This window comes from Nocardia carnea, from assembly GCF_029869215.1.
Taxonomy (GTDB): Bacteria; Actinomycetota; Actinomycetes; order Mycobacteriales; family Mycobacteriaceae; genus Nocardia; species Nocardia carnea_B.
The window spans coordinates 1-18,749 of the sequence record NZ_JARWPM010000339.1; the positions used below are offsets into that span (position 1 = coordinate 1).

The following is an 18,749-nucleotide window of genomic DNA, read 5'->3' on the forward strand; positions in this document are numbered from 1 at the left end:
CGGCGGGGCCCAAGGACGCGATCTTCTTCCCGAAAGGATCGCGGATCCGGTTCAGCACACCGGACCGCGCCCTCGCCTTCTACGTCGGCCACCGTTCCTTCGCTCCCTGAGCCGATCCCCCATGAGCGACCACCACAACCCGGAGTGAGCCCATGCCCCAGTACGAAGGAACGAGCGTGCCCGTCCCGACCGCGTCCGGACCCCACGATCTACCCATCGACCCGGACGCCACCGCCTACGTGGTGGTGGCCACCGCACCCGCCGCCGACATCGCGGCCCGCGCCTTCGCCGGCCGCCTCGAAGGCATCCCGGTGACGGTCCTGACCTCGGACAGCGACGACACCGCACTGGCCGCGACGCTCGCCGAGGCGAAGGTGGGCTGGCGCTTCGCCGTACTCGGCGCCGAACCCGGTCGCGCCCAGGCCGCGATCCGCTCGGCCGGCGCCCTCGACTGCGAGATCGCCACCGCCGGCCCCGGCGAGACCGGGGCCGGGGCGCGCCAGGTGTACTGCGCGCACTGTCGCGCCGTCTCGCGGACCACCGCCGCGATCGGCGAGACCACGCGGTGCGCCGGCTGCGGATCACCGTTGACCGTGTATCACCACTTCTCCCGGCGCATACCCGCCTATCTCGGGTACCACCCCGGCGCCGAGGACCTGCCATGACCCCCACGCCGGGCGAAGACGCGCGCCTACGCCTCGTAATAGACCGGATCCGGTCGCTGGATAGCGATGTTCGCGAGTTCACCCTGCGCGCCGCGGATCGCGGGCGATTACCGTCCTTCCCGCCGGGCAGTCATATCGCCGTCGGCTGGAGTGCGGGTGAGCAGAACTGTTATTCACTCACCGGCCCCGAGGTCGAACCGGAGCACTACACGATCGCCGTCCGCCTGGATCCGGCCGGGCGCGGCGGATCGCGCTGGCTGCACGACAGGCGGGCCGGTGATCCGCTCGATATCTCGCGGCCGCGCAGTGGGTTCGCGCCGGTCGCCGCCGCGCGGCGGCACCTGTACGTAGCGGGCGGGATCGGGGTCACCGCGATTCTGTCTCATGTACGCGCCGCGGTCCGGTGGGGCCGGCCGTTCGAGGTGGTCTACGCGCATCGCGGTACCCACGCCCCATACGCGGCCGAGCTCGCGGCCCTGGCCCCGGGCGCGCTCACCCGGTGCGGTTCACGCGCGCAACTGTGGGAGCGGCTGCACCCGGCACTACGCGACAGCCCGCTCGGAACCCACCTCTACGTCTGCGGACCCGGGCCGATGATCGATGCCGTCACCACGGCGGCCAGTGCCGCGGGTTGGCCACCGCAACGCGTGCACTCCGAACTGTTCTCCCCCGCACCGCAGGCCGCCGGTACGCCGTTCACCGCGCGGCTGCGCCGGAGCGGCGCAGCGATACCGGTGGCGGCCACCACCACCCTCCTCGACGCACTGCGCGCGCACGGGACACCGGTACCGAATCTGTGCCGGCGCGGAGTGTGCGGAGAATGCCGGATCACCGTGCTGGACGGTGCGATCGAGCACCGCGACACCTACCTCGCCCCTGACGAACGGGCCGCCGGCGACTGCATGATGGCGTGCGTGTCCCGGGCCGCGAGCCCACAGCTGGAGATCGACCTGTGAACACCACGACACCGGCGGCCGCCCGGTTCCGCGCCGAGGACATCGCCCGCTACCCGTTCCCGCTGCCGAAACCGCAGTACCGTTACAGCGCCAATATCGAACCCGCGCGCACTCCGGTGGAGACGGCGGCCGGCCGCTGGGGCACCCGCCGGGTGGATATCGACCGGCATTACCGGCACGAACTCGCGCTACGCGCCGGAATCCTCGCCGCCGACCCCACCCGCTACGCCTGTCTTCCGCATATGGCGGCTGCCGCCTGGGACGCGATGCTGGCCATCATGTCCGATCTCAGCGCCGATTACCCCGTGCGGATGAGCCTCACCCGGGATGGCGAGCGGTACCACTGGCGTAACACCGAGCTCGGTATCGACCAGTACTTCGTTTTCGGCGACCCGGCTACCCTCCCGGCCGATCCGTTGTCCTGGATCTGCGCCCAGATCCAGGAGGACGTGGTGCTGCTGGATCAGCGGGAGGGACAGCTGTGGGCGGATGCGGGCGTGGTCACCTTCGCCGCCGACTGGTCCTTCGGTTTCGACGTCGGGATGAGTTTCACCCAGCTGCACGGCCCGGTGCCCCGGGTCCACCGGGAACGGATCATCACTCGCGCCCAGAATTTCCTGATGCGGCTCGAACCCGGCGAAAGCTACCGCCGCACCAACTGGACACTGACCGTGGACGGGCGCCTCGATACCTCTACCGAGACCTATCCGACCTGGGGACGTGACCGCCGGACGCTCGCGGAGGGCGACCCCGCCGAGGTCGGCGACCGGCTGTATCTGCGCACCGAGGTTCAGCACCTCACCCGATTGCCGGTTTCCGGCGCGGTGATGTTCCTGATCCGCACCTATCTGCTGCCCTTCCGGGCGGTGGCATCGGTTCCGGAATGGGCCGGGCGGCTGGCTTCGGTGCTCACCGAGTTGCCCGCCGATATCGCCGAGTACAAGGGGCTGGCACGAACCCGGGAGCCGGGTGTGCGCTGGCTGGCCGAGCACGCGGGGGTTAACCGAGAAGTTACCGGCGGACCACTTCCGGCAACGCGGGGCGGCGTCTACTGAAAGACGGGTCTGTCCACTCATGAGAGACATCAGTTCGGCGACAGATACAGGACGAGGGAAATCATGACCGAAGCACTCGCCGCGGCGAATACCGCGTGGATACTGGCGGCCTTCGCCATCGTGAGCCTGATGGTGCCGGGGCTCGCCATGTTCTACGGCGGCATGGTCGGCATCAAGAACACACTCAATATGGCGATGATGACCTTCGGCGCGTTCGCTGTGGTCGGCGTCCTGTGGATCCTGTTCGGCTATTCGGCCGTACTGGGTGATTCACTGGGTGGTATCGGCCTGCTCGGCAACCCGCTCGAGTACTTCGGCTCCGCCGATCTGCTCACGGCACCGGCCGAACCCGCGCTACCCCCCGCGCTGGTTTCGGGCTTCCAGTTGTTGTTCGCCGCCATCACCGTCGCACTGATCTCGGGTGCTGTGGCCGACCGGATGAAATTCGGTGCCTGGATGCTGTTCGCGGGCTTGTGGGCCACACTGGTGTACTTCCCGGTCGCGCACTGGGTGTTCGCCTTCGATTCCGCGGACGGCTCGGTACTCGGCGGCTGGATCGCGAACACCCTGGGGGCCATCGATTTCGCGGGCGGCACCGCGGTGCATGTGAACGCGGGGATCGCGGCGCTGGCACTGGTACTGGTCCTCGGCAGACGCGGTGTGTTCCCGAATCCGCCGCGGCCGCACAACCTGCCGCTCACCGTGCTCGGTGCCGGGATCCTGTTCTTCGGCTGGTTCGGATTCAACGGTGGTTCCGCGCTGGCCGCCGGGAACAGCGCGTCCGTGGTCATCCTGAACACCGTGGCCGCTGCCGCGGCCGGAATCTGCGGCTGGCTCGTCGTGGAGAAACTGCGCGAGGGCCGCGCCACCTCGCTGGGCGCCAGCTCCGGGCTCATCGCCGCACTGGTCGGTATCACCCCCGCCTGTGGCGCGGTATCGCCGGTGGGCGCGTTGATCATCGGGGCCGCGGCGGGCGCGGTGTGCTGTTTCGCGGTCTCGCTGAAATTCCGGTTCGGCGTGGACGATTCGCTCGACGTGGTGGGAATCCACCTGGTGGGCGGTGTGCTCGGTACGCTGCTGATCGGCCTGCTCGCCGATCCGGCGGCACCGAACGGCGTGGCCGGGCTGTTCTACGGCGGCGGCGTGGACGTGCTGTGGCGGCAGGCCGTCGCGGTACTGGCCGTGCTGGCGTACACCTTCGTGGTCACCCTGATCCTCGCCAAGATCGTCGATCTCACCATGGGCCTGCGGGTTCCGCCCGAGACCGAACAGGAGGGCCTGGACACCTCGATCCACGGGGAGACGGCCTATGTCATGGAGGTGACCACGCTCACTGCGGCGCCCGTCCCGGCCGAGGCGGCGGTGGCGGCCGCCGAGTCCATCACCGAAGCGGCGGCGAAGGCTCCGGCTCCCGCGGCCGATTGAGCACGACCCGCGGAACCGGGCCGGCCTTCCGCGCGGGGAAGGCCGGCCCGGTCACGTTTCCTCGTGGTTGTCCGGGTAGGCGGTGACCGCCAGGAAACGGATGGGCAGGCGCACCAGATCGTTGGGGCCGTGAATGCCCTCGCCGTCGAGAAGCAGCGAATCCCCCGGGCGCAGTGTGTATTCCGCGGTGCCGTGCCCGTAGACCATCACGCCCTCGAGCATGTAGATCAGTTCCGTGCCCGCGTGCTGGAACCGGGGGAACACCTCACTGGCGGCGGTCAGCGTCACCAGCACCGGTTCGAGCCGTTTGTGCTGACCGCGGAGCGAACCCAGGAGTTCGTAGTGATGCCCGATCCGGGTGCCGCGGCCCACGATCACCGCGCCCTGCCCGGCCGCCACGTACACCGCTTCCCGCACCGTATCCGCGTCGCGGAACAACGAGGTCACCGGGACGTCGAGCCCGGCGGCGAGCCGGGCCAGGGTGGAGAGGCTGCACGAGGTCTGCGCGTTCTCGATCTTCGACAGCATCGCCTTGGAGATCCCCACCTTGGCCGCCATATCACCGACGGACAACCCGCTGGCCTTGCGCAACGCCCGCACCTGGCGGGCGATCGCGGCTTCCAGATCGCCGCCCGTGGGAGGTTCGCCGATCACCTCCCGCTGTACCGGCGCCGGATCACCGGTATCGCGGTGGATCTGCTGCGGAGTACTGGGGGTACCGTCGGTCATCGACCGAGTTTACTCGAGGTTTCCTGACAGTAGACGAGCGGCCGCGTGTGATCCCGGACAGATCGCGGCGCACCACATGGTTGCGGTCGGCCACCGAGCCCAGGCTGTAGCGGGACTGCAAGCCGAACAGCTGGCCGCGGGTGTGGGCGCTCCAGCGGCGGGCCGCGGCGGTGCGGGTGGTCTGGAAGGTGACCATGTACCCGCCCTCGTACAGGCGCAGCAGCGCGTAGCCGGCCGGGTACTCCTTGATCGAAGCCACTTCCAGGAACTCCACCGGAAGCGGGATATCCGGCCGGGTCCGGCGGTTACGGTGCGTATGCCCGCTGTGGTGCAGGAACACTCCCGGTGCGCGACCGTAGAGTTGCTGCAGGCTCGCGGCGTCGCGCCGGTCGAGGATGAAACCCGGTCCGCCGAGATTGGTGCGGCCCGCCTCCCGGGTCACCGGGTGATGGCCGAACACCAGGGTCGGCCGGTCGGGTTCGGCGCGCAGCAGGGCGCGCAGGGTGGACATCTGCTCGGCGTCGATCCGCCCGCCGGCGTGGTCGAGGTCGGTGGTGTCGAGGGCGATCACCCGCAGGCCGTCCAGGTCGTAGGCGAACAGCCGCTGCCGGGGCAGGAAATGCGGACCCCAGCAGTCGTGGTGCGCCGTCCGCGCCAGCCGGGTACCCGACTGCCACCGCGCGCCGGTCCGCGGCCGGTCGTGATTTCCGCGGCATACCAGCACATCCCGGCCCAACCGGCCCCAGCTGTCGAGCCGGCGGCGCAGCGTCCGGGATTCCCCGGGTGTGCCCTCGGCGGTGAGGTCGCCCGCCAGGATCAGATGGTCGGCATCGCGGTCGGGGGCGCGCACATCGCCGAGCAGGGCGTCGAGCATGATCGCCGGGTACGGCGCCAGCCCCGGTTCCTGCCGGACACCGGTCGGCACCCCCGGCACGAGTTCGCCGCTGACCTCCTCACCGAAATGCACATCGTTGGCCAGGGCGAGGGTGCGCAGCAGCCGGCCGGGCGGCGGAGTGAGCGTGCGGAACTCGTGCCGCTGCTCGTCGTTCCACCAGGTCATCGGCGAACCGGTCCGGGCGCGCACGCCGTGGGATCGGGCCTCCAGCCGGTAGCGACGGCCCGGTTCGAGCCCGTGGACTTCGACATAGTGGAAGGCGGTCGGTGTGGAATCGGAATGCACCACCGGCAGCGCCTTGCGCGAATTCGCCGGTCCCAGTGCGAGTTCGGTACCGGCCGGCGCCGGGCGCCAGCGCCCGGCCGGATCGAATGCGGCGGTGGTCCAGCTGACGGCCACCGACCGATCGGTCACCGTGATCAACTCCAGATCGCGCGCCACCATCGACAGCAGCGGGGGCGCGAGCACCGCGATCCCGCCCAGCGGAACCGTGGTCATCGCGGCCATCGCGGTGAGTATCGTTCGGCGGGAAGGCTCGTGGTGACCCATCGCGACCCCTGACGTCGGTCTCGCCACTGCGTCGACGGATTCGACGCTATCGAGCCGAAAATGCCCCCCGGTGAACAACGGACGAGCTGCGCAGGTCGGTTCGCCGCCGTTTCCGCGCTTCGCCTCCCCCTGCTGTCGGCCCCTGTTCACCACCCGTTCGACCGGGCAGCGCCGGAGAAACCTTCGGTGTGAGAACGGAGGGCGGCGCCGGGTACGCACTACGGTCCAGCGGGCCGGGCACAGGCATGAGCGCTACCGAGGCCGCCGCTCCAGGTGGACACAGCACACCCCGCGGTGTCCCTCCGTGCGGCAGCAGTACGGGAACCCACAAATTTCCCGGCAGCCAGGGCGCCTTCCAGCTGTGTGTTCACCTCAGGCCCGGTTCCGGAGCCTGAGCACGCGGGACAATTCCGCCCCGCCGAGCTCGGCGACCGTGCCCCTCTCCACGGCTCCGCGCGGCGAGCGATCCGACCGGCCGGCCTCTCATCCCGGCCGGGCGCGGCTGCTCGTGGTTGAACTCCCTTCGAGGGGGTAGGCCGCCCCCGACGCCGCCCCATCCACCAGAACCAGGGAGGACCTATGTCGCTGCAGGTGGGCGATTATGTACTGCAACGTCTCCGCGAATGGGGAGTCGACCAGGTGTTCGGTTACCCCGGCGACGGCATCAACGGTCTCGTGGCCGCCTTCGGGCGGGCCGAGAACCGGCCCCGCTTCGTGCAGTCGCGACATGAGGAGATGTCGGCATTCCAGGCGACCGGGTTCGCCAAGTTCAGCGGCAAGGTCGGCGTGTGCACCGCGACCTCGGGGCCCGGCGCCATCCATCTGCTCAACGGCCTGTACGACGCGAAACTCGATCATGTGCCGGTGGTCGCCCTCGTCGGCCAGACGGCGCGCAGCGCCATGGGCGGCAGCTACCAGCAGGAAGTCGACCTGCAATCGTTGTTCAAGGATGTCGCCTCGGACTACCTCGTCGAGGTCAATGTCGCGAGCCAGCTCCCCAACGCCTTGGACCGCGCCTTCCGGACCGCGATGGCCCGCCGCGCGCCGACGGTGGTGATCCTGCCCGCCGACCTGCAGGAAGAGACGTATCATCCGCCGGAACACGCCTTCAAGCAGGTGCCGTCGAGTCCGCCCAGCAGCCAGCACACCACCCTCACCCCACCCGCGGACGAAGTGGAGCGGGCCGCCGAGGTGCTCAACGCGGGTTCCAAGGTCGCAATGCTTATCGGGCAGGGGGCACGCGGAGCCGCCGCCGAAGTTCGCGAGGTCGCCGAACTCACCGGGGCCGGTATCGCCAAGGCGCTGCTCGGCAAAGACGTTCTGTCCGATGAGCTACCGTTCGTCACCGGATCCATCGGGCTGCTCGGTACGCGACCCAGCTACGAGCTGATGCGCGACTGCGACACCCTGCTGATCGTCGGCTCCAATTTCCCCTACAGCCAGTTCCTGCCGGAATTCGGACAGGCCCGCGCGGTGCAGATCGATATCGACGGGGCGATGATCGGTATGCGCTACCCCACCGAGGTGAATCTGGTCGGCGATGCCGCGGCCACCCTGCGGCAGTTGATTCCGCTGCTGCGGCGGCAAGCCGACCGTTCCTGGCGCGATACGGTCGAAGAGAATGTGGCCCGGTGGTGGGAGACGGTCGGGCATCAGGCGGCGCTCGAGGCGAAGCCGATCAATCCCATGCGGGTGGTCACCGAGTTGTCCGAACGCATCCCCGAGAACGCCGTCGTCACTGCCGATTCCGGTTCTTCCACGAACTGGTACGCCCGCTGCCTGCGGTTCCGCGGGGAGATGCGGGGCTCCTTATCGGGCACCCTGGCGACCATGGGCCCGGGTGTGCCGTATGCGATCGGCGCGAAATTCGCCCATCCCGACCGGCCGGTGATCGCCCTCGTCGGCGACGGGGCCATGCAGATGAACGGCCTCGGCGAGCTCATGACCATCGCGCGCTATCAGCATCTGTGGAGCGATCCGCGACTGATCGTCTGCGTTTTCCACAACAACGACCTCAACCAGGTGACCTGGGAGCTGCGCGCCATGGGCGGCGCGCCGAAATTCACGGAATCACAAGATCTGCCCGATGTGCCCTACGCCGATCTGGCCCACGAGATGGGGCTGGAGGGCATCGCCATCGATCATCCCGACGATATCGGCGGTATGTGGGATCGGGCCCTGGCGATGCGCAGCCCCACGGTGCTGGACGTGCGCTGCGATCCGGAGGTCCCGCCGATCCCGCCGCACGCCACCTACGAGCAGATCAAGGATCTGGGTAAATCGTTGCTGCGTGGCGATCCGGACGCGTTCCATCTCGTGGTGCAGGGCGCCAAGGCCAAGGCGCAGGAATTCCGGCCGTGACTCGCGGGACCGGTTCAGTCGCTCGGTGATCCCTGCCTGCGGTCGACCCAGCTGCGCCGCTCCTGGTCGCGGTAGCCGTAGGTGGCCTTCCGGACGGTGAGATCGTCCTCCAGCCCCGACCCTACGGCGCCGGCCACCGTTCCCAGCGCACTGGCCATGGCGGCGATGGTCAGGTAGTCACCGAGATGCACCGGGCCGCCGAGCACGGTCGCGAGGTACGCCGGCGGGATGACGAGCCCGACGGCCGCCGAGGTGAACAGGAACAGCACCGCGAAGAACACGATCGCCCCGAAGGCCACCGTGACCACGGTCCCCGCGTTACGCAACCGGATATCGCGGGCGTGGTCCGCGGTGGTTTTCCGCTCCCAGAGATTGTGGCCCACGATGATCCAGACACTCAGGGCGGTGATCGCGGCCAGCACGACCCCGGCGAGCCGGAGCAGTCCCAGCGCCGTCGCCAATTGCCAGATACTCGAATAGAGCACCCCGAACGCGGTACCGGCCAACGTCCCGGCCAGCGCCGAGGACAACCCGACGAACAGCCGCCACGGGCGGTTGGCCCGCACCATTCCGGCGAGCAGTCCGGCGAATCGGGCCGGACCGTCCCGTTCCACCAGGACGGCGTCGGTGCCGTCGTCCACCACCCGCACCCGCCGGAACGGGGCCCGGGCCGCGAGTTCGCGCCCCGGCAGCTCCGCGGCCGTACGCGGCATCGTCGCGGTGCTTCCGCAGGGCGGCGTACGCGAGCCGCGCAGAGCGGGAACGATTCCGGCCGCCAGTTTCCGCAGCCGGTATCGCAAGCGCACACCACCGAGTGCCGGTAACGGAATCAGGGCGACCCGATGCCGCAGCTCCAGCGAGGCCAGTACGGTCCTGCCGTCGCTGCGCAACGGCAGATCGGTCAGGCACAGCGCGAGGTCCCAGTCGGTGTCCCGGACGTGCCGGGCGGCCTTGTCGATGATGTATTCGAGGTCCGGGTACATCGCTTCGAACGGGTCGTCGAACACCTCGACCCGGCACCGGAGGCGCGGATCGTGCCGGGCCAGCGCCGCGGGCAGGCCGGCGGCCAGATCCCGGGCCAAGCGCGCGGGCAGATCCGGGTCCGCCACCACGCCGATGACCAGTTCGCCCGTCTCCGCTGTTTCCCGATCCGTCGTCCCGTTCACCGAACCTCCGATCACGCGGGCCGGCCATGCTGCCGCACCCGTACCACTGCCCTCGACGGTGGCGCTTCCCTCCCACGGCCCGCCCAAACAACGCGGCCGGGAGGAACGGCGGTCGGCGCATACCGGCGGCGCCGGGTTGCCGATTCCGGGCAACCGGTTTCGATCACGGTCCCGCGGTAATCCGGTGCACGACCACGACGACCCCGTGCGGCGGCCGCCGCCGCTCGCCGGGAAAGGAGAAACGATGGGATTTCCGGAACAGCAGCAGGAGGTACCCGGGGTCCAGGCGCGGATGAACCCGGTTCCCGATTGCGGCGAGCAGAGCTACCGCGGCAGCGGGAAGCTGACCGGTAAGGCCGCGGTGATCACCGGTGCCGACAGCGGGATCGGCCGGGCCGTGGCCATCGCCTTCGCCCGCGAAGGTGCCGATGTACTGATCTCCTATCTCGACGAGCACGACGACGCCGCGGAGGTGGGTGCCCTGGTCGAGGCGGAAGGCCGCCGGGCGGTGCTGGTACCGGGAGATCTGTCCGATCCCGCGCACTGCCGCACGGTGATCGCGCGCGCGGTGGACGCGTTCGACCGGATCGATGTACTGGTCAGCAATGCGGCCTACCAGATGACCCACAACACGATCGAAGAGATCAGCGACGAGGAATTCGACTACACCTTCAAGGTGAACGTCAATGCCTACTTCCACCTGGTGAAGGCGGCACTGCCGCATATGCGCCCCGGCGCCTCGATCATCGGCAGTTCCTCGGTGAATTCCGATTCGCCGTCTCCCACCCTGGCCCCCTACGCGGCGACCAAGGCCGCGATCGCGAACTTTTCCGCCAGCCTCGCGCAGTTGCTCGGCGACAAGGGGATCCGGGTCAACAGTGTCGCGCCCGGCCCGATCTGGACGCCGCTGATCCCGTCCACCATGCCGAACGAGAAGGTGACGGCATTCGGCGACAGCACCCCGCTGGGCCGCGCCGGCCAGCCCGCCGAACTGGCGCCGGTGTATGTCCTGCTCGCCTCCGACGAGGGCAGCTACGTATCGGGCGCGCGGGTCGCGGTGACGGGCGGGAACCCGATTCTCTGACCCGCCGGTCACCTGCTGTTTCGCGGGCGCGGGCCCGGGTACGCAGCCGACGTCCGGCGGGGTACCGCCGGGAGCGGAGGGAAGGGAGATCGGAATGGCCGATGTGCACGGGCACCGACTGACCGGACTGCGGGCGGCCACCGCGCTGGTGGACCTGGGTTTCCCGGCGATCAGCGCCGGGGTGATCGCCCGCCGCCGGCCTGTGCTGGGATTGCTGGAGCGCATCCAGGCCGACGACCGGGCGGCGCGTCGCTGGAACAGCCTCCGAGACGAATTCGGCAGCGGGCCGGTGGAGCTGGTGCTGCCCGGCCGCCGGGTGCTGGTGGTCCTGGACCCCGCGGACGTCGGCCGGGTACTCGCCGAGGCACCCACCCCGTTCGACCCGGCCAACCGGGAGAAAAAGGCCGCGCTGGAACAGTTCCAGCCGCACGGTGTGCTGGTCTCGCAGGGCCCGATCCGGGATCGCCGGCGCGCCGTGAACGAGGCCGCACTCGATACCGGCACCCCCTTACACCGGCTGGCCGAACCGTTCGCCGCGAAGGTGTCCGCCGAGGCGCAGGAACTCCTGGCGCATATCGCGCGGCGCGGCGAGTTGGACGCGGCGGAGTTCACCGCCGCGTGGTGGCGGCTGGTCCGCCGGGTGGTGCTGGGTGAGCGGGCACGCACCGACGACGCGATCACCGATGAACTGTGGCGGTTGCGGGGCGCGGCGAACTGGTCGTTCGCCGCACCGACACTGCGCAAGCGGCGGGAACATTTCCTCGCCCGGTTGTACGACTATGCCGAAACCGCCGAACCCGGAAGCCTGGCCGGTGCCCTGGCCGAAGTCCCCGCGGGCGGTGCGGTGGATCCGGTGGGCCAGATGCCGCAGTGGCTGTTCGCGTTCGACGCGGCCGGTATCGCACTCTCGCGCGCGCTGGCGCTGCTCGCCGAGCATCCCGGGCAGCACGAACGCGCCCGCGCCGAGGCCGAGGATCCGGAACATCCGCACCTGCGGCCCTATCTGCGGGCGTGTGTCCTGGAATCGATCCGGCTGTGGCCCACCACCCCGGTGATCCTGCGGGACACCACCGAGTGGACCCGATGGCGCACGGGTTCGGAACAGTTCGCGATCGAACCCGGCGCAGCGCTGCTGATCCTCGTTCCGGCGTTCCACCGCGACCGGCAGCTGCTGCCGTTCGCCGACAGCTTCGAACCCGATATCTGGCTGGACGGGCGCGCGCAGCAGTATCCGCAGCTGGTGCCGTTCAGCGCCGGCCCGGCCGAATGCCCGGGTCGCAACCTGGTCCTGTTCACCACCAGCACACTGCTCGCGCATCTGCTCTCCGGGCCGCAGTTGCGGTTGCGGTCGCATTCGCTGGCGCCGGGCACACCGCTACCGGCCACCCTGAACAACTTCGGCCTCGAATTCGTGGCCGAACCGGCCCGATTGCGCAGCGTGGCGCCGCCGCGGTGAGGTTACGTTCGCCCCGCGGCGTCACCACAGGGCGGCCGGCCGAGGACTCCCGGGCGAGCGCGGAATGCCAGGCCAGCGAAAAGTGCCGAGCGAGCCCGGGCCGCTACTCGTCCGACGCGATCTGTGGCGCAACCGAGGCCCGCGAATCCGTGGAGTACCCGCCCGAAGGCACTGGCACCGAGCGCCGCGCGACTGCGCCGCCCGCCATACGGGTGGCCGCGCCACCGCCCGCCACCGGCTACTGATCCGGACGTGATCCCGCGGATCAGTCGCCGGTAACCGACGATCAGTCCGCTGCGGGGTCGATCCGTTCCAACGGCTCGGTGGCCGGGCCCTCCAGTATCTTCCCGTCGATATCGAAACGCGACCCGTGGCAGGGGCAATCCCAGCTGGTTTCGGCGTCGTTGAAGGCGACGACGCAGCCGAGATGGGTGCAGACCGCCGATACGGTGTGCAGTTCGCCGTCCGTATCCCGGTACACCGCGCAGCGCCGACCCGAACGGCGCATCACCGCGCCGCTGCCGGGCGGCAGATCGGCGGCGGTATCGACGAAAGTACTGGGGGCGAGACGATCACCGACCAGGTGCCGGCCCACGTCGAGACCGGATTTCAGCAAGGTGCCCGCCTCGACCTTCGGATGCAGCCGCCGCGGGTCGTAGATCCGTGCCCACGGCAGCGGCTCGCCGGCCAGCTCGGCGGCGAGCAACCGGCCGCCCATGACGGCGTGCGTCATCCCCCAGCCGCCGAATCCGGTACTCACGTAGACATGCCGGGCGCCGGGATGGAACCGGCCGATATAGGGGATGCCGTCCGTGGTGGTGTTGTCCTGCGCGCCCCAGTGATAGTCGAGGGATTCCACGGGGAAATGCGTCCGCGCCCACCCGGCCAGCCGTTCGAAAGCGTCCGCGGTCGAGCCGGTACCCGGGCGCAGGTGCTCGCCGGTGACGATGAGCAACCGGCGGCCGTCACCGTAAGGGGCGGTGCGCACCGAGCGGGTGTTCTCCTCGGGAGTGATGTACATACCGCCGGGATCCGCACCGGCGGCCAGTGGACCGGCCACGGCCAGTTCGCGCCGGGGTTGTAGCCGGGCGAACAGCAGCGCCCGGTCGAACACCGGGTAGTGGGTCGCGACCACCACATCGCGGGCGCGCACCGTGGCGCCGCGTTCGGTGGTCAGCCGGCAGGGGTCGCCTTCGTCCAGCCCGACCACCCGGGTCCGCTCGAAGATCGTGCCCCCGGAACGGGTCACGTGCTCGGCGAGGCCGAGCAGGTATTTCCGCGGATGGAACTGGACCTGGTCGTCCACGCGGATCGCGGCCGCCACCGGAAACGGCAGTCCCGTCTCGGTGACCAGCGTGGCCGGCAGTCCCGCCTCGACCGCGGCCTCGACCTCCGCGCGAACGGTGGCGACGCGCTTCGCGCCGGTGACATAGGTGTAGGACGGCGCCCGTTCCAGCTCACACTCGATATCGAGCTCCGCCGCGGTCCGCGCCAGGTGTGCCACGGCGTCCTGCTGGGACCGTGCGTAGTCGTGCGCCGTGCCCGCATCGAAGGACGAGCGCAGCGAGTCGTACACCAGCGTGTGCTGGGCGCTGACCTTCGCGGTGGTGTAGCCGGTCGTCCCGCCGACGATCCGGTCGGCCTCGAGGACGGTGACGGAACGGCCCGTGCCGGCGATCTCCCAGGCCGCGGCGAGACCGGCGATACCACCGCCGATCACCGCCACATCGACGTCCAGATCGGCGGTCACGCGCGGATAGGCGGTCGGCTCGGTGGATCGGATCCAGTACGACTCCGGGGTTCCCGTCGGTGCGTTCATGGGCTGCGGTTACCCCGCCTCCGGCCGATGACACGCTGCCGGATCAGCCCACGTACCGCCGGGCCGGTGACCGGCGCTGGGATTCCTCCAGCAGCACGAGCCCGGCCTCCACCTCGGCAGGTACGACCGCCCGCTCGCGTACCACCCACGGCAGCCCGCGCAGGGCTTCCAGGACGGCCCGGGCCGTCGCCGCGTCGCGGGGCGCCGATGTCAGCACCGCGGCGCTGCGCCGGGCCGCACTGCGGACCGGCCGGCGTAACCACAACGTCCACAGCGTGTTCCGGATACCGAGGCCGCGGCGCCGCGTCGAATCCCGCAACCGCGACGGGGCGTGGTGGATCACCATGTCCTCGATCCAGCACATCCACCAGCCGTGGGCTGCCAGATCCAAGGCGAGCAGTTCCTCCTCACCGCCGAACCACAGCCGCCGGGAGAAGCCGCCGACCTCCCGGAACGCGCTCACCCGGAAGGCGGACAGCGCCGCCATCACGCCGAGCAGCGCCGGGCCCGGCAGCCAGTCGGGTCCCGGCACCGGTGAATCGCGTAGTTCCGGTGTGATCGGGTCTTCCCGCAGATCGGGTTCGACCAGGCAGCGGCCGGTCACCGAGGCGAGTCCGGGATACCGGTCGAGCAGTTCGGCGGCGCGGGTGAGCGCGCCCGGCTGCCATCGGGTGTCGTCGTCACAGAACGCCACATACGGTGTCCGCACCCGTTCCACGGCGAGATTGCGGGCGATTGCACCCAAGTTCTCCTGCGCCCGGATGACCTCCACCGACGGAAACGCCGCGGTGACCGCGTCGGCGGTACCGTCGCTGGAAGCGTTGTCCACCAGGATGATCGGCGCCGCGTCCGGGAGCGCGGTCATCTCGGCGAGTGTCTCCAGCAGTTGCTCCCGGCGGTCGCGGGTCATGACGACCACCGTGATGCGTTCGGTGCCCATGCGTTTCATACCCTTCCCTCGGCAAGTTCCAGAATCCGGGCCCGGCGCTCGACCTCCGGCGGCACCCGCCGCCGCTGCGCCAGCGCCCACGGCAGCCGGCGCAGCACTCCCCCGAGCGCCGGCCATATCCACGGTTCGCGCACCGCGCGGCCGAGCAGTACGGCCGTTTCCGACACACACTGCCGCACGGGGCGGCGCAGCCAGGTGATCAACGCGTTGTTCCGCAGTTCGGCCCGGCGGCGCCACACCGGAGGCGGGCGGTGCGACGACGGGTGGTGGTGGGCGCGGATCTCGGCCACATAGGAGAGTTCCCAGCCGGCCGCGACCAGGTCGAGTGCCAGCAGGCGTTCCTCGGCGCCGAAATGCAGCAGCGGGCTGAACCCGCCGGCGCGCAGAAACGCCTCCTTGCGCACGACCGCCGCGCAGGCGAGGAACCCGAGCACGGCGGGGCCGGGCAGTCCGGCGGGCCGCCCCAGCGGGCTGTCCGCCATCAGTTCGTTGACCGGGTCGTCCCGGTCACCGGGGCCGACCAGGGTGCGGGCAGCGACGAGACCCAGCCGCGGGCAGGAATCCAGAACCTGTTCGGCGCGGGCGAGCGCGTCGTCTGCCCACCATGAATCGTCGTCGCAGAACGCGATATACGGGGTACGGGCGGCCGTGACGCCCAGATTGCGGGCCGCCGCACCCAGATTGCGGGGCAACCGCACCACCGAGACCCCGGAGAAGCCCGCGGCCACCTCGGCGGTGTCGTCGTCGGAGGCGTTGTCCAGCACCACGATCGGCGGGCGCGGCCGCAATGTCGCCAGCTCGGCGAGGGTGCGGGCCAGTTCCGCGGCGCGGTTGCGGGTCGCGATCACCACCGTGGTCCGCGCCGTCCCCTCGGCCGCCGATTCCGCCGTGTCCGCACCGGCTTCCGCAGCGTCCTCAGCAGTCCGCGCCGCAGCCTCGTCGACCGCGGGCCCCACCGCTTCGTCCGCCGGGTTCATGCGGGACGTCCCGCGAGCAATTCGTCGAGGAGGGCGGAGGCCAGGGAATCGGCGGCCGGGAACTCGCCGCGGCGCGCGTGCTCGCGGCCCGCCGCGGACAGGCACCACCGCCACCAGCGGTCCACCATGCTCGGATCGAGAGCCTGTTCGGCAGAGAGCAGCGCCGGCCAGCCCAGGGCCGCGGCCTGCGCGGTGACCTTGCCGCCGCCTGCCACCGGATCCACCGCCAGCACCGGGACACCGGCCCGCAACGCGAAGACCACGCCGTGCAGCCGGGTGGTGACGACCGCGTCGAGGCGGGCGAAGACCGAGGCCAGCTGGTCGGGGGTGGCGCAGTGCCGCCAATCGTCGCCGGCCAGGCGGGTATCGAGGGGTAGCCGGGCGCAGTCGAGGCCGGACAGCCAGCGTTCGAGAGCGTCGTGCACCGCGTGGTGCCGCCGCGCCGGCCCGTATTCGGCCTGGCCGGGAGCGAAAACCACCCCGACCACCGGAACCGTGGTGGTGGTGGCCGATACCGACATATCCGGGCGGGCCGTATCCGGGTCGTCGCGCGCCAGCACCCGGTGGAATCCGGTGACCGCCGTATCGGCCGGATCGAGTACCGAGACGCCTACCGCGATCCGGCGGCACGACGCATACCGTTCGTGTAACTCCCGCACCTGCGCCCCGTGTGCCGGGCCGCAGACGAAGACGAGATGCGAGAACCGCCCGGCGTCGGCCTCGTCGAGATGCAGGGCCTCCGGCCGGAACCCGGGACTCCAGGCGGTCTCGTGCGCAATCCCCGCCGCGGCCAGGGTTTCCCCCACGCGACGCATGCCCAGCACATCCCCCGCCGTCGCTTCCCCGTGCACAAAGCTGGACCATCCGGTCACCAGTACGCGCATGGTCCGCGCTTACCCGGTAACCGCCGCGCCAATCGCCGGCACCCGGTCGTCTCCCGCGGCAGGCGATAGGCGCACGGCATCCGGGCATGCTCTGGACCCGCCCACGCCGGTGTCATACCGCGCGCACCGCCGGCGGGCACCGACCGTCACCACCGGGCCGCGGCCGCGGGCGCGGGCCGCATATGGACTACCTTCGTCCGGGTCATTTCGTCGAGTAGTTCGGGGCCGTAACCGTATCCGCGACCGCTCGCACCGCGCGGGTGGGCGGCACCGCCGGGGGCACCGCCGAAGACCGCGTTGATCTTCACGGTGCCCACCGGCAGCTCCCGCCAGCCATATTGGGCATTGGCCATCGACGCGGTGAGCACGGTCGCGGCCAGCCCGTACTCGTCCGCCGCGGCTTCGGCGAGTCCCTGCTCGAACGTGGTCACCACGCGAACCGGGGCGACCGGGCCGAAGGTTTCCTCCCGCATGATCCGCATCTCCGGCGTGCAGTCGGTCAGGACGGTCGCCGGGTAGTGGGCGCCGGGCCCGTCGGGCACCGCTGCTCCGGCGAGTGGTCGCGCGCCGGCGGCCACCGCCTCGCGGACCTGGGCATGGACCTGGTCGCGGTGACGCCGGTCGACCAGCGGCGCGGTATGCCGGGAGCGCGCGGCCGCGGCCAGCGCGGTGTGGAACGGTTGCGCGATCGCTTCGTGCACGAAGATCCGCTCCACGGACACACAGATCTGGCCGGAGTTCGCGAACGCGCCCAGCGCGGCCTGTTCCGCGGCCCACACCGGGTCGACATCGGCGTCGATGACGAGTGCGTCGTTACCGCCGTTCTCGAGCAGCGTATGCGCGCCGGTCACGGCGGTGCTGCGGGCGATCGAACGGCCCGCGGCGGTACTGCCGACGTGCGCGACGACATCCACGGCAGCGTGGGCGGCCAGCGCCGCGCCGACGGTGCCGTCACCCTGCAGGGTCTGCAGGACCCCGGCGGGCAGCACCTCCGCCAGTAGTTCGCCGACCAGGGCCCCGGTGTGCGGGGCACGCTCACTCGGCTTGTGCAGCACGGTGTTCCCGGTGATCAGCGCCGCGCCGAGCAGGCCGCAGGATACCGCGACCGGGTCGTTCCACGGGGTCAGCGCGACCACGACGCCGCGCGGTTCCCACACCATCAGGTCGGTCGCGTCGTAGCTTCCCTGCAGGCTCCTGCCCCGGTGCAGCGGGCCCAGTTCGGCGTACTGCTCGAGGGTGGCCGCACCGGCGGTGACGCCCTCCACGCCTTCGGCGCGGGGACGGCCGGTTTCGGATTCGGCGAGCGCGGCGATGTCCTCGGCCCGGGCCCGGAGCCGGGCGGCCCCCGCCCGGACCGCGGCGGCCCGCTCGCCCGCCGGGGTGCGCGCCCAGCCGGGCTGGGCGCGGCGGGCCGCCGCGACCAGCTCGTCCAGTTCCGCGAGGCCGGTCATGGGTACCGTGCCGACGGACGTTCCCGTGGCCGGGTCGAGGATCTCGATGCCGCCGGGTGCCGGGCGCGTGGCTTCTGTGAGAGTGCTCGGTCCGCTCATGCCCACCCGTTTTGCCGGAAACCGCCGCTTCAAACCCGCACCGGCGAGGGGGCCCCCCCGCGCCCGCGGGGGGTGGGGGCGCCGCCCGCCCGCGCGCGGCCCCGGGGGGCTCCGTGCCCCTCGCCCGGGCCCGGGCACCGCCGGTGGCCAGGTTACCCTTCACCGCCCTCGGGCAACTGCCCGCGGTGGCCGCGGGGGCCCGCCGGGCCCAGCCCGGCTGGGCGCGCAC

Annotated in this window: 15 protein-coding genes and 1 pseudogene; 8 read left to right on the top strand and 8 right to left on the bottom strand. The window is 70.8% G+C overall.

Annotated elements, in window-relative coordinates; all coding sequences use genetic code 11:
- From QH276_RS23585 to QH276_RS23605, 5 genes and pseudogenes are all read left to right on the top strand, one after another.
- Positions 1–110, top strand: a pseudogene (locus QH276_RS23585) (ethanolamine utilization protein); the annotation flags it as partial.
- Positions 111–176: 66 nt separating this feature from the next.
- A complete protein-coding gene (locus tag QH276_RS23590; protein WP_280406906.1) occupies positions 177–665 on the top strand; it encodes a dimethylamine monooxygenase subunit DmmA family protein in 489 nt (162 codons plus the stop codon).
- On the top strand, positions 662–1,621 hold the full coding sequence (locus QH276_RS23595; RefSeq protein WP_280401504.1) for a PDR/VanB family oxidoreductase: 960 nt from the start codon (positions 662–664) through the stop codon (positions 1,619–1,621). The genes QH276_RS23590 and QH276_RS23595 overlap by 4 nt, the downstream gene beginning before the upstream one ends.
- Positions 1,618–2,676: a heme-dependent oxidative N-demethylase family protein gene (locus tag QH276_RS23600; RefSeq protein WP_280401503.1), complete on the top strand. Its 1,059-nt coding sequence runs from the start codon at positions 1,618–1,620 to the stop codon at positions 2,674–2,676. Before QH276_RS23595 ends, QH276_RS23600 begins: the two co-directional genes overlap by 4 nt.
- 63 nt (positions 2,677–2,739) lie before the next feature.
- On the top strand, positions 2,740–4,101 hold the full coding sequence (locus QH276_RS23605; protein WP_280401502.1) for an ammonium transporter: 1,362 nt from the start codon (positions 2,740–2,742) through the stop codon (positions 4,099–4,101).
- 51 nt (positions 4,102–4,152) lie between these two features.
- Here QH276_RS23605 and QH276_RS23610 read toward each other — a convergent pair whose 3' ends face one another.
- Both QH276_RS23610 and QH276_RS23615 read right to left on the bottom strand, forming a co-directional pair.
- On the bottom strand, positions 4,153–4,830 hold the full coding sequence (locus QH276_RS23610) for a helix-turn-helix domain-containing protein (RefSeq protein ID WP_280401501.1): 678 nt from the start codon (positions 4,828–4,830) through the stop codon (positions 4,153–4,155).
- Positions 4,778–6,232, bottom strand: a complete 1,455-nt coding sequence (locus QH276_RS23615) for a metallophosphoesterase (protein ID WP_280401500.1) — start codon at positions 6,230–6,232, stop codon at positions 4,778–4,780. Before QH276_RS23615 ends, QH276_RS23610 begins: the two co-directional genes overlap by 53 nt.
- Positions 6,233–6,853: 621 nt before the next feature.
- Between QH276_RS23615 and QH276_RS23620 the strand changes: the two genes are divergently transcribed.
- On the top strand, positions 6,854–8,635 hold the full coding sequence (locus QH276_RS23620) for a thiamine pyrophosphate-requiring protein (RefSeq protein WP_280401499.1): 1,782 nt from the start codon (positions 6,854–6,856) through the stop codon (positions 8,633–8,635).
- Positions 8,636–8,649: 14 nt separating this feature from the next.
- Here QH276_RS23620 and QH276_RS23625 read toward each other — a convergent pair whose 3' ends face one another.
- On the bottom strand, positions 8,650–9,801 hold the full coding sequence (locus QH276_RS23625; protein WP_280401498.1) for a hypothetical protein: 1,152 nt from the start codon (positions 9,799–9,801) through the stop codon (positions 8,650–8,652).
- Between the two features lie 244 nt (positions 9,802–10,045).
- Between QH276_RS23625 and QH276_RS23630 the strand changes: the two genes are divergently transcribed.
- Positions 10,046–10,885, top strand: coding sequence for an SDR family oxidoreductase (locus QH276_RS23630; protein ID WP_280401497.1), 840 nt, complete (start codon positions 10,046–10,048; stop codon positions 10,883–10,885).
- A gap of 94 nt (positions 10,886–10,979) precedes the next feature.
- Positions 10,980–12,341 carry a cytochrome P450 gene (locus tag QH276_RS23635; RefSeq protein ID WP_280401496.1) on the top strand — a complete coding sequence of 454 codons (1,362 nt, stop codon included), beginning with the start codon at positions 10,980–10,982 and terminating at the stop codon, positions 12,339–12,341.
- 286 nt (positions 12,342–12,627) lie between these two features.
- Here the strand turns inward: QH276_RS23635 and QH276_RS23640 are convergent, their stop codons facing one another.
- The 5 genes from QH276_RS23640 to QH276_RS23660 form a co-directional block, all read right to left on the bottom strand.
- A complete protein-coding gene (locus QH276_RS23640; protein ID WP_280401495.1) occupies positions 12,628–14,160 on the bottom strand; it encodes an FAD-dependent oxidoreductase in 1,533 nt (510 codons plus the stop codon).
- A 43-nt stretch (positions 14,161–14,203) separates the two neighbouring features.
- Positions 14,204–15,109, bottom strand: a complete 906-nt coding sequence (locus tag QH276_RS23645; protein ID WP_280401494.1) for a glycosyltransferase family 2 protein — start codon at positions 15,107–15,109, stop codon at positions 14,204–14,206.
- Positions 15,106–16,086 carry a glycosyltransferase family 2 protein gene (locus QH276_RS23650; RefSeq protein ID WP_280401493.1) on the bottom strand — a complete coding sequence of 327 codons (981 nt, stop codon included), beginning with the start codon at positions 16,084–16,086 and terminating at the stop codon, positions 15,106–15,108. Before QH276_RS23650 ends, QH276_RS23645 begins: the two co-directional genes overlap by 4 nt.
- Complete coding sequence (locus QH276_RS23655) at positions 16,083–16,970, bottom strand: polysaccharide pyruvyl transferase family protein (RefSeq protein WP_280401492.1); 888 nt, start codon at positions 16,968–16,970, stop codon at positions 16,083–16,085. The genes QH276_RS23650 and QH276_RS23655 overlap by 4 nt, the downstream gene beginning before the upstream one ends.
- 146 nt (positions 16,971–17,116) lie before the next feature.
- Positions 17,117–18,520 carry an aldehyde dehydrogenase family protein gene (locus QH276_RS23660; RefSeq protein WP_280401518.1) on the bottom strand — a complete coding sequence of 468 codons (1,404 nt, stop codon included), beginning with the start codon at positions 18,518–18,520 and terminating at the stop codon, positions 17,117–17,119.
- Between the last annotated feature and the right edge of the window lie 229 nt (positions 18,521–18,749).

Coding starts and splice junctions, on each gene's coding strand:
- QH276_RS23595 (WP_280401504.1), top strand. CDS start 662: ATGACCCCCACGCCGGGCGAAGACGCGCGCCTACGCCTCGTAATAGAC.
- QH276_RS23605 (WP_280401502.1), top strand. CDS start 2,740: ATGACCGAAGCACTCGCCGCGGCGAATACCGCGTGGATACTGGCGGCC.
- QH276_RS23610 (WP_280401501.1), bottom strand. CDS start 4,830: ATGACCGACGGTACCCCCAGTACTCCGCAGCAGATCCACCGCGATACC.
- QH276_RS23615 (WP_280401500.1), bottom strand. CDS start 6,232: ATGGCCGCGATGACCACGGTTCCGCTGGGCGGGATCGCGGTGCTCGCG.
- QH276_RS23620 (WP_280401499.1), top strand. CDS start 6,854: ATGTCGCTGCAGGTGGGCGATTATGTACTGCAACGTCTCCGCGAATGG.
- QH276_RS23630 (WP_280401497.1), top strand. CDS start 10,046: ATGGGATTTCCGGAACAGCAGCAGGAGGTACCCGGGGTCCAGGCGCGG.
- QH276_RS23635 (WP_280401496.1), top strand. CDS start 10,980: ATGGCCGATGTGCACGGGCACCGACTGACCGGACTGCGGGCGGCCACC.
- QH276_RS23640 (WP_280401495.1), bottom strand. CDS start 14,160: ATGAACGCACCGACGGGAACCCCGGAGTCGTACTGGATCCGATCCACC.
- QH276_RS23645 (WP_280401494.1), bottom strand. CDS start 15,109: ATGAAACGCATGGGCACCGAACGCATCACGGTGGTCGTCATGACCCGC.
- QH276_RS23650 (WP_280401493.1), bottom strand. CDS start 16,086: ATGAACCCGGCGGACGAAGCGGTGGGGCCCGCGGTCGACGAGGCTGCG.
- QH276_RS23655 (WP_280401492.1), bottom strand. CDS start 16,970: ATGCGCGTACTGGTGACCGGATGGTCCAGCTTTGTGCACGGGGAAGCG.
- QH276_RS23660 (WP_280401518.1), bottom strand. CDS start 18,520: ATGAGCGGACCGAGCACTCTCACAGAAGCCACGCGCCCGGCACCCGGC.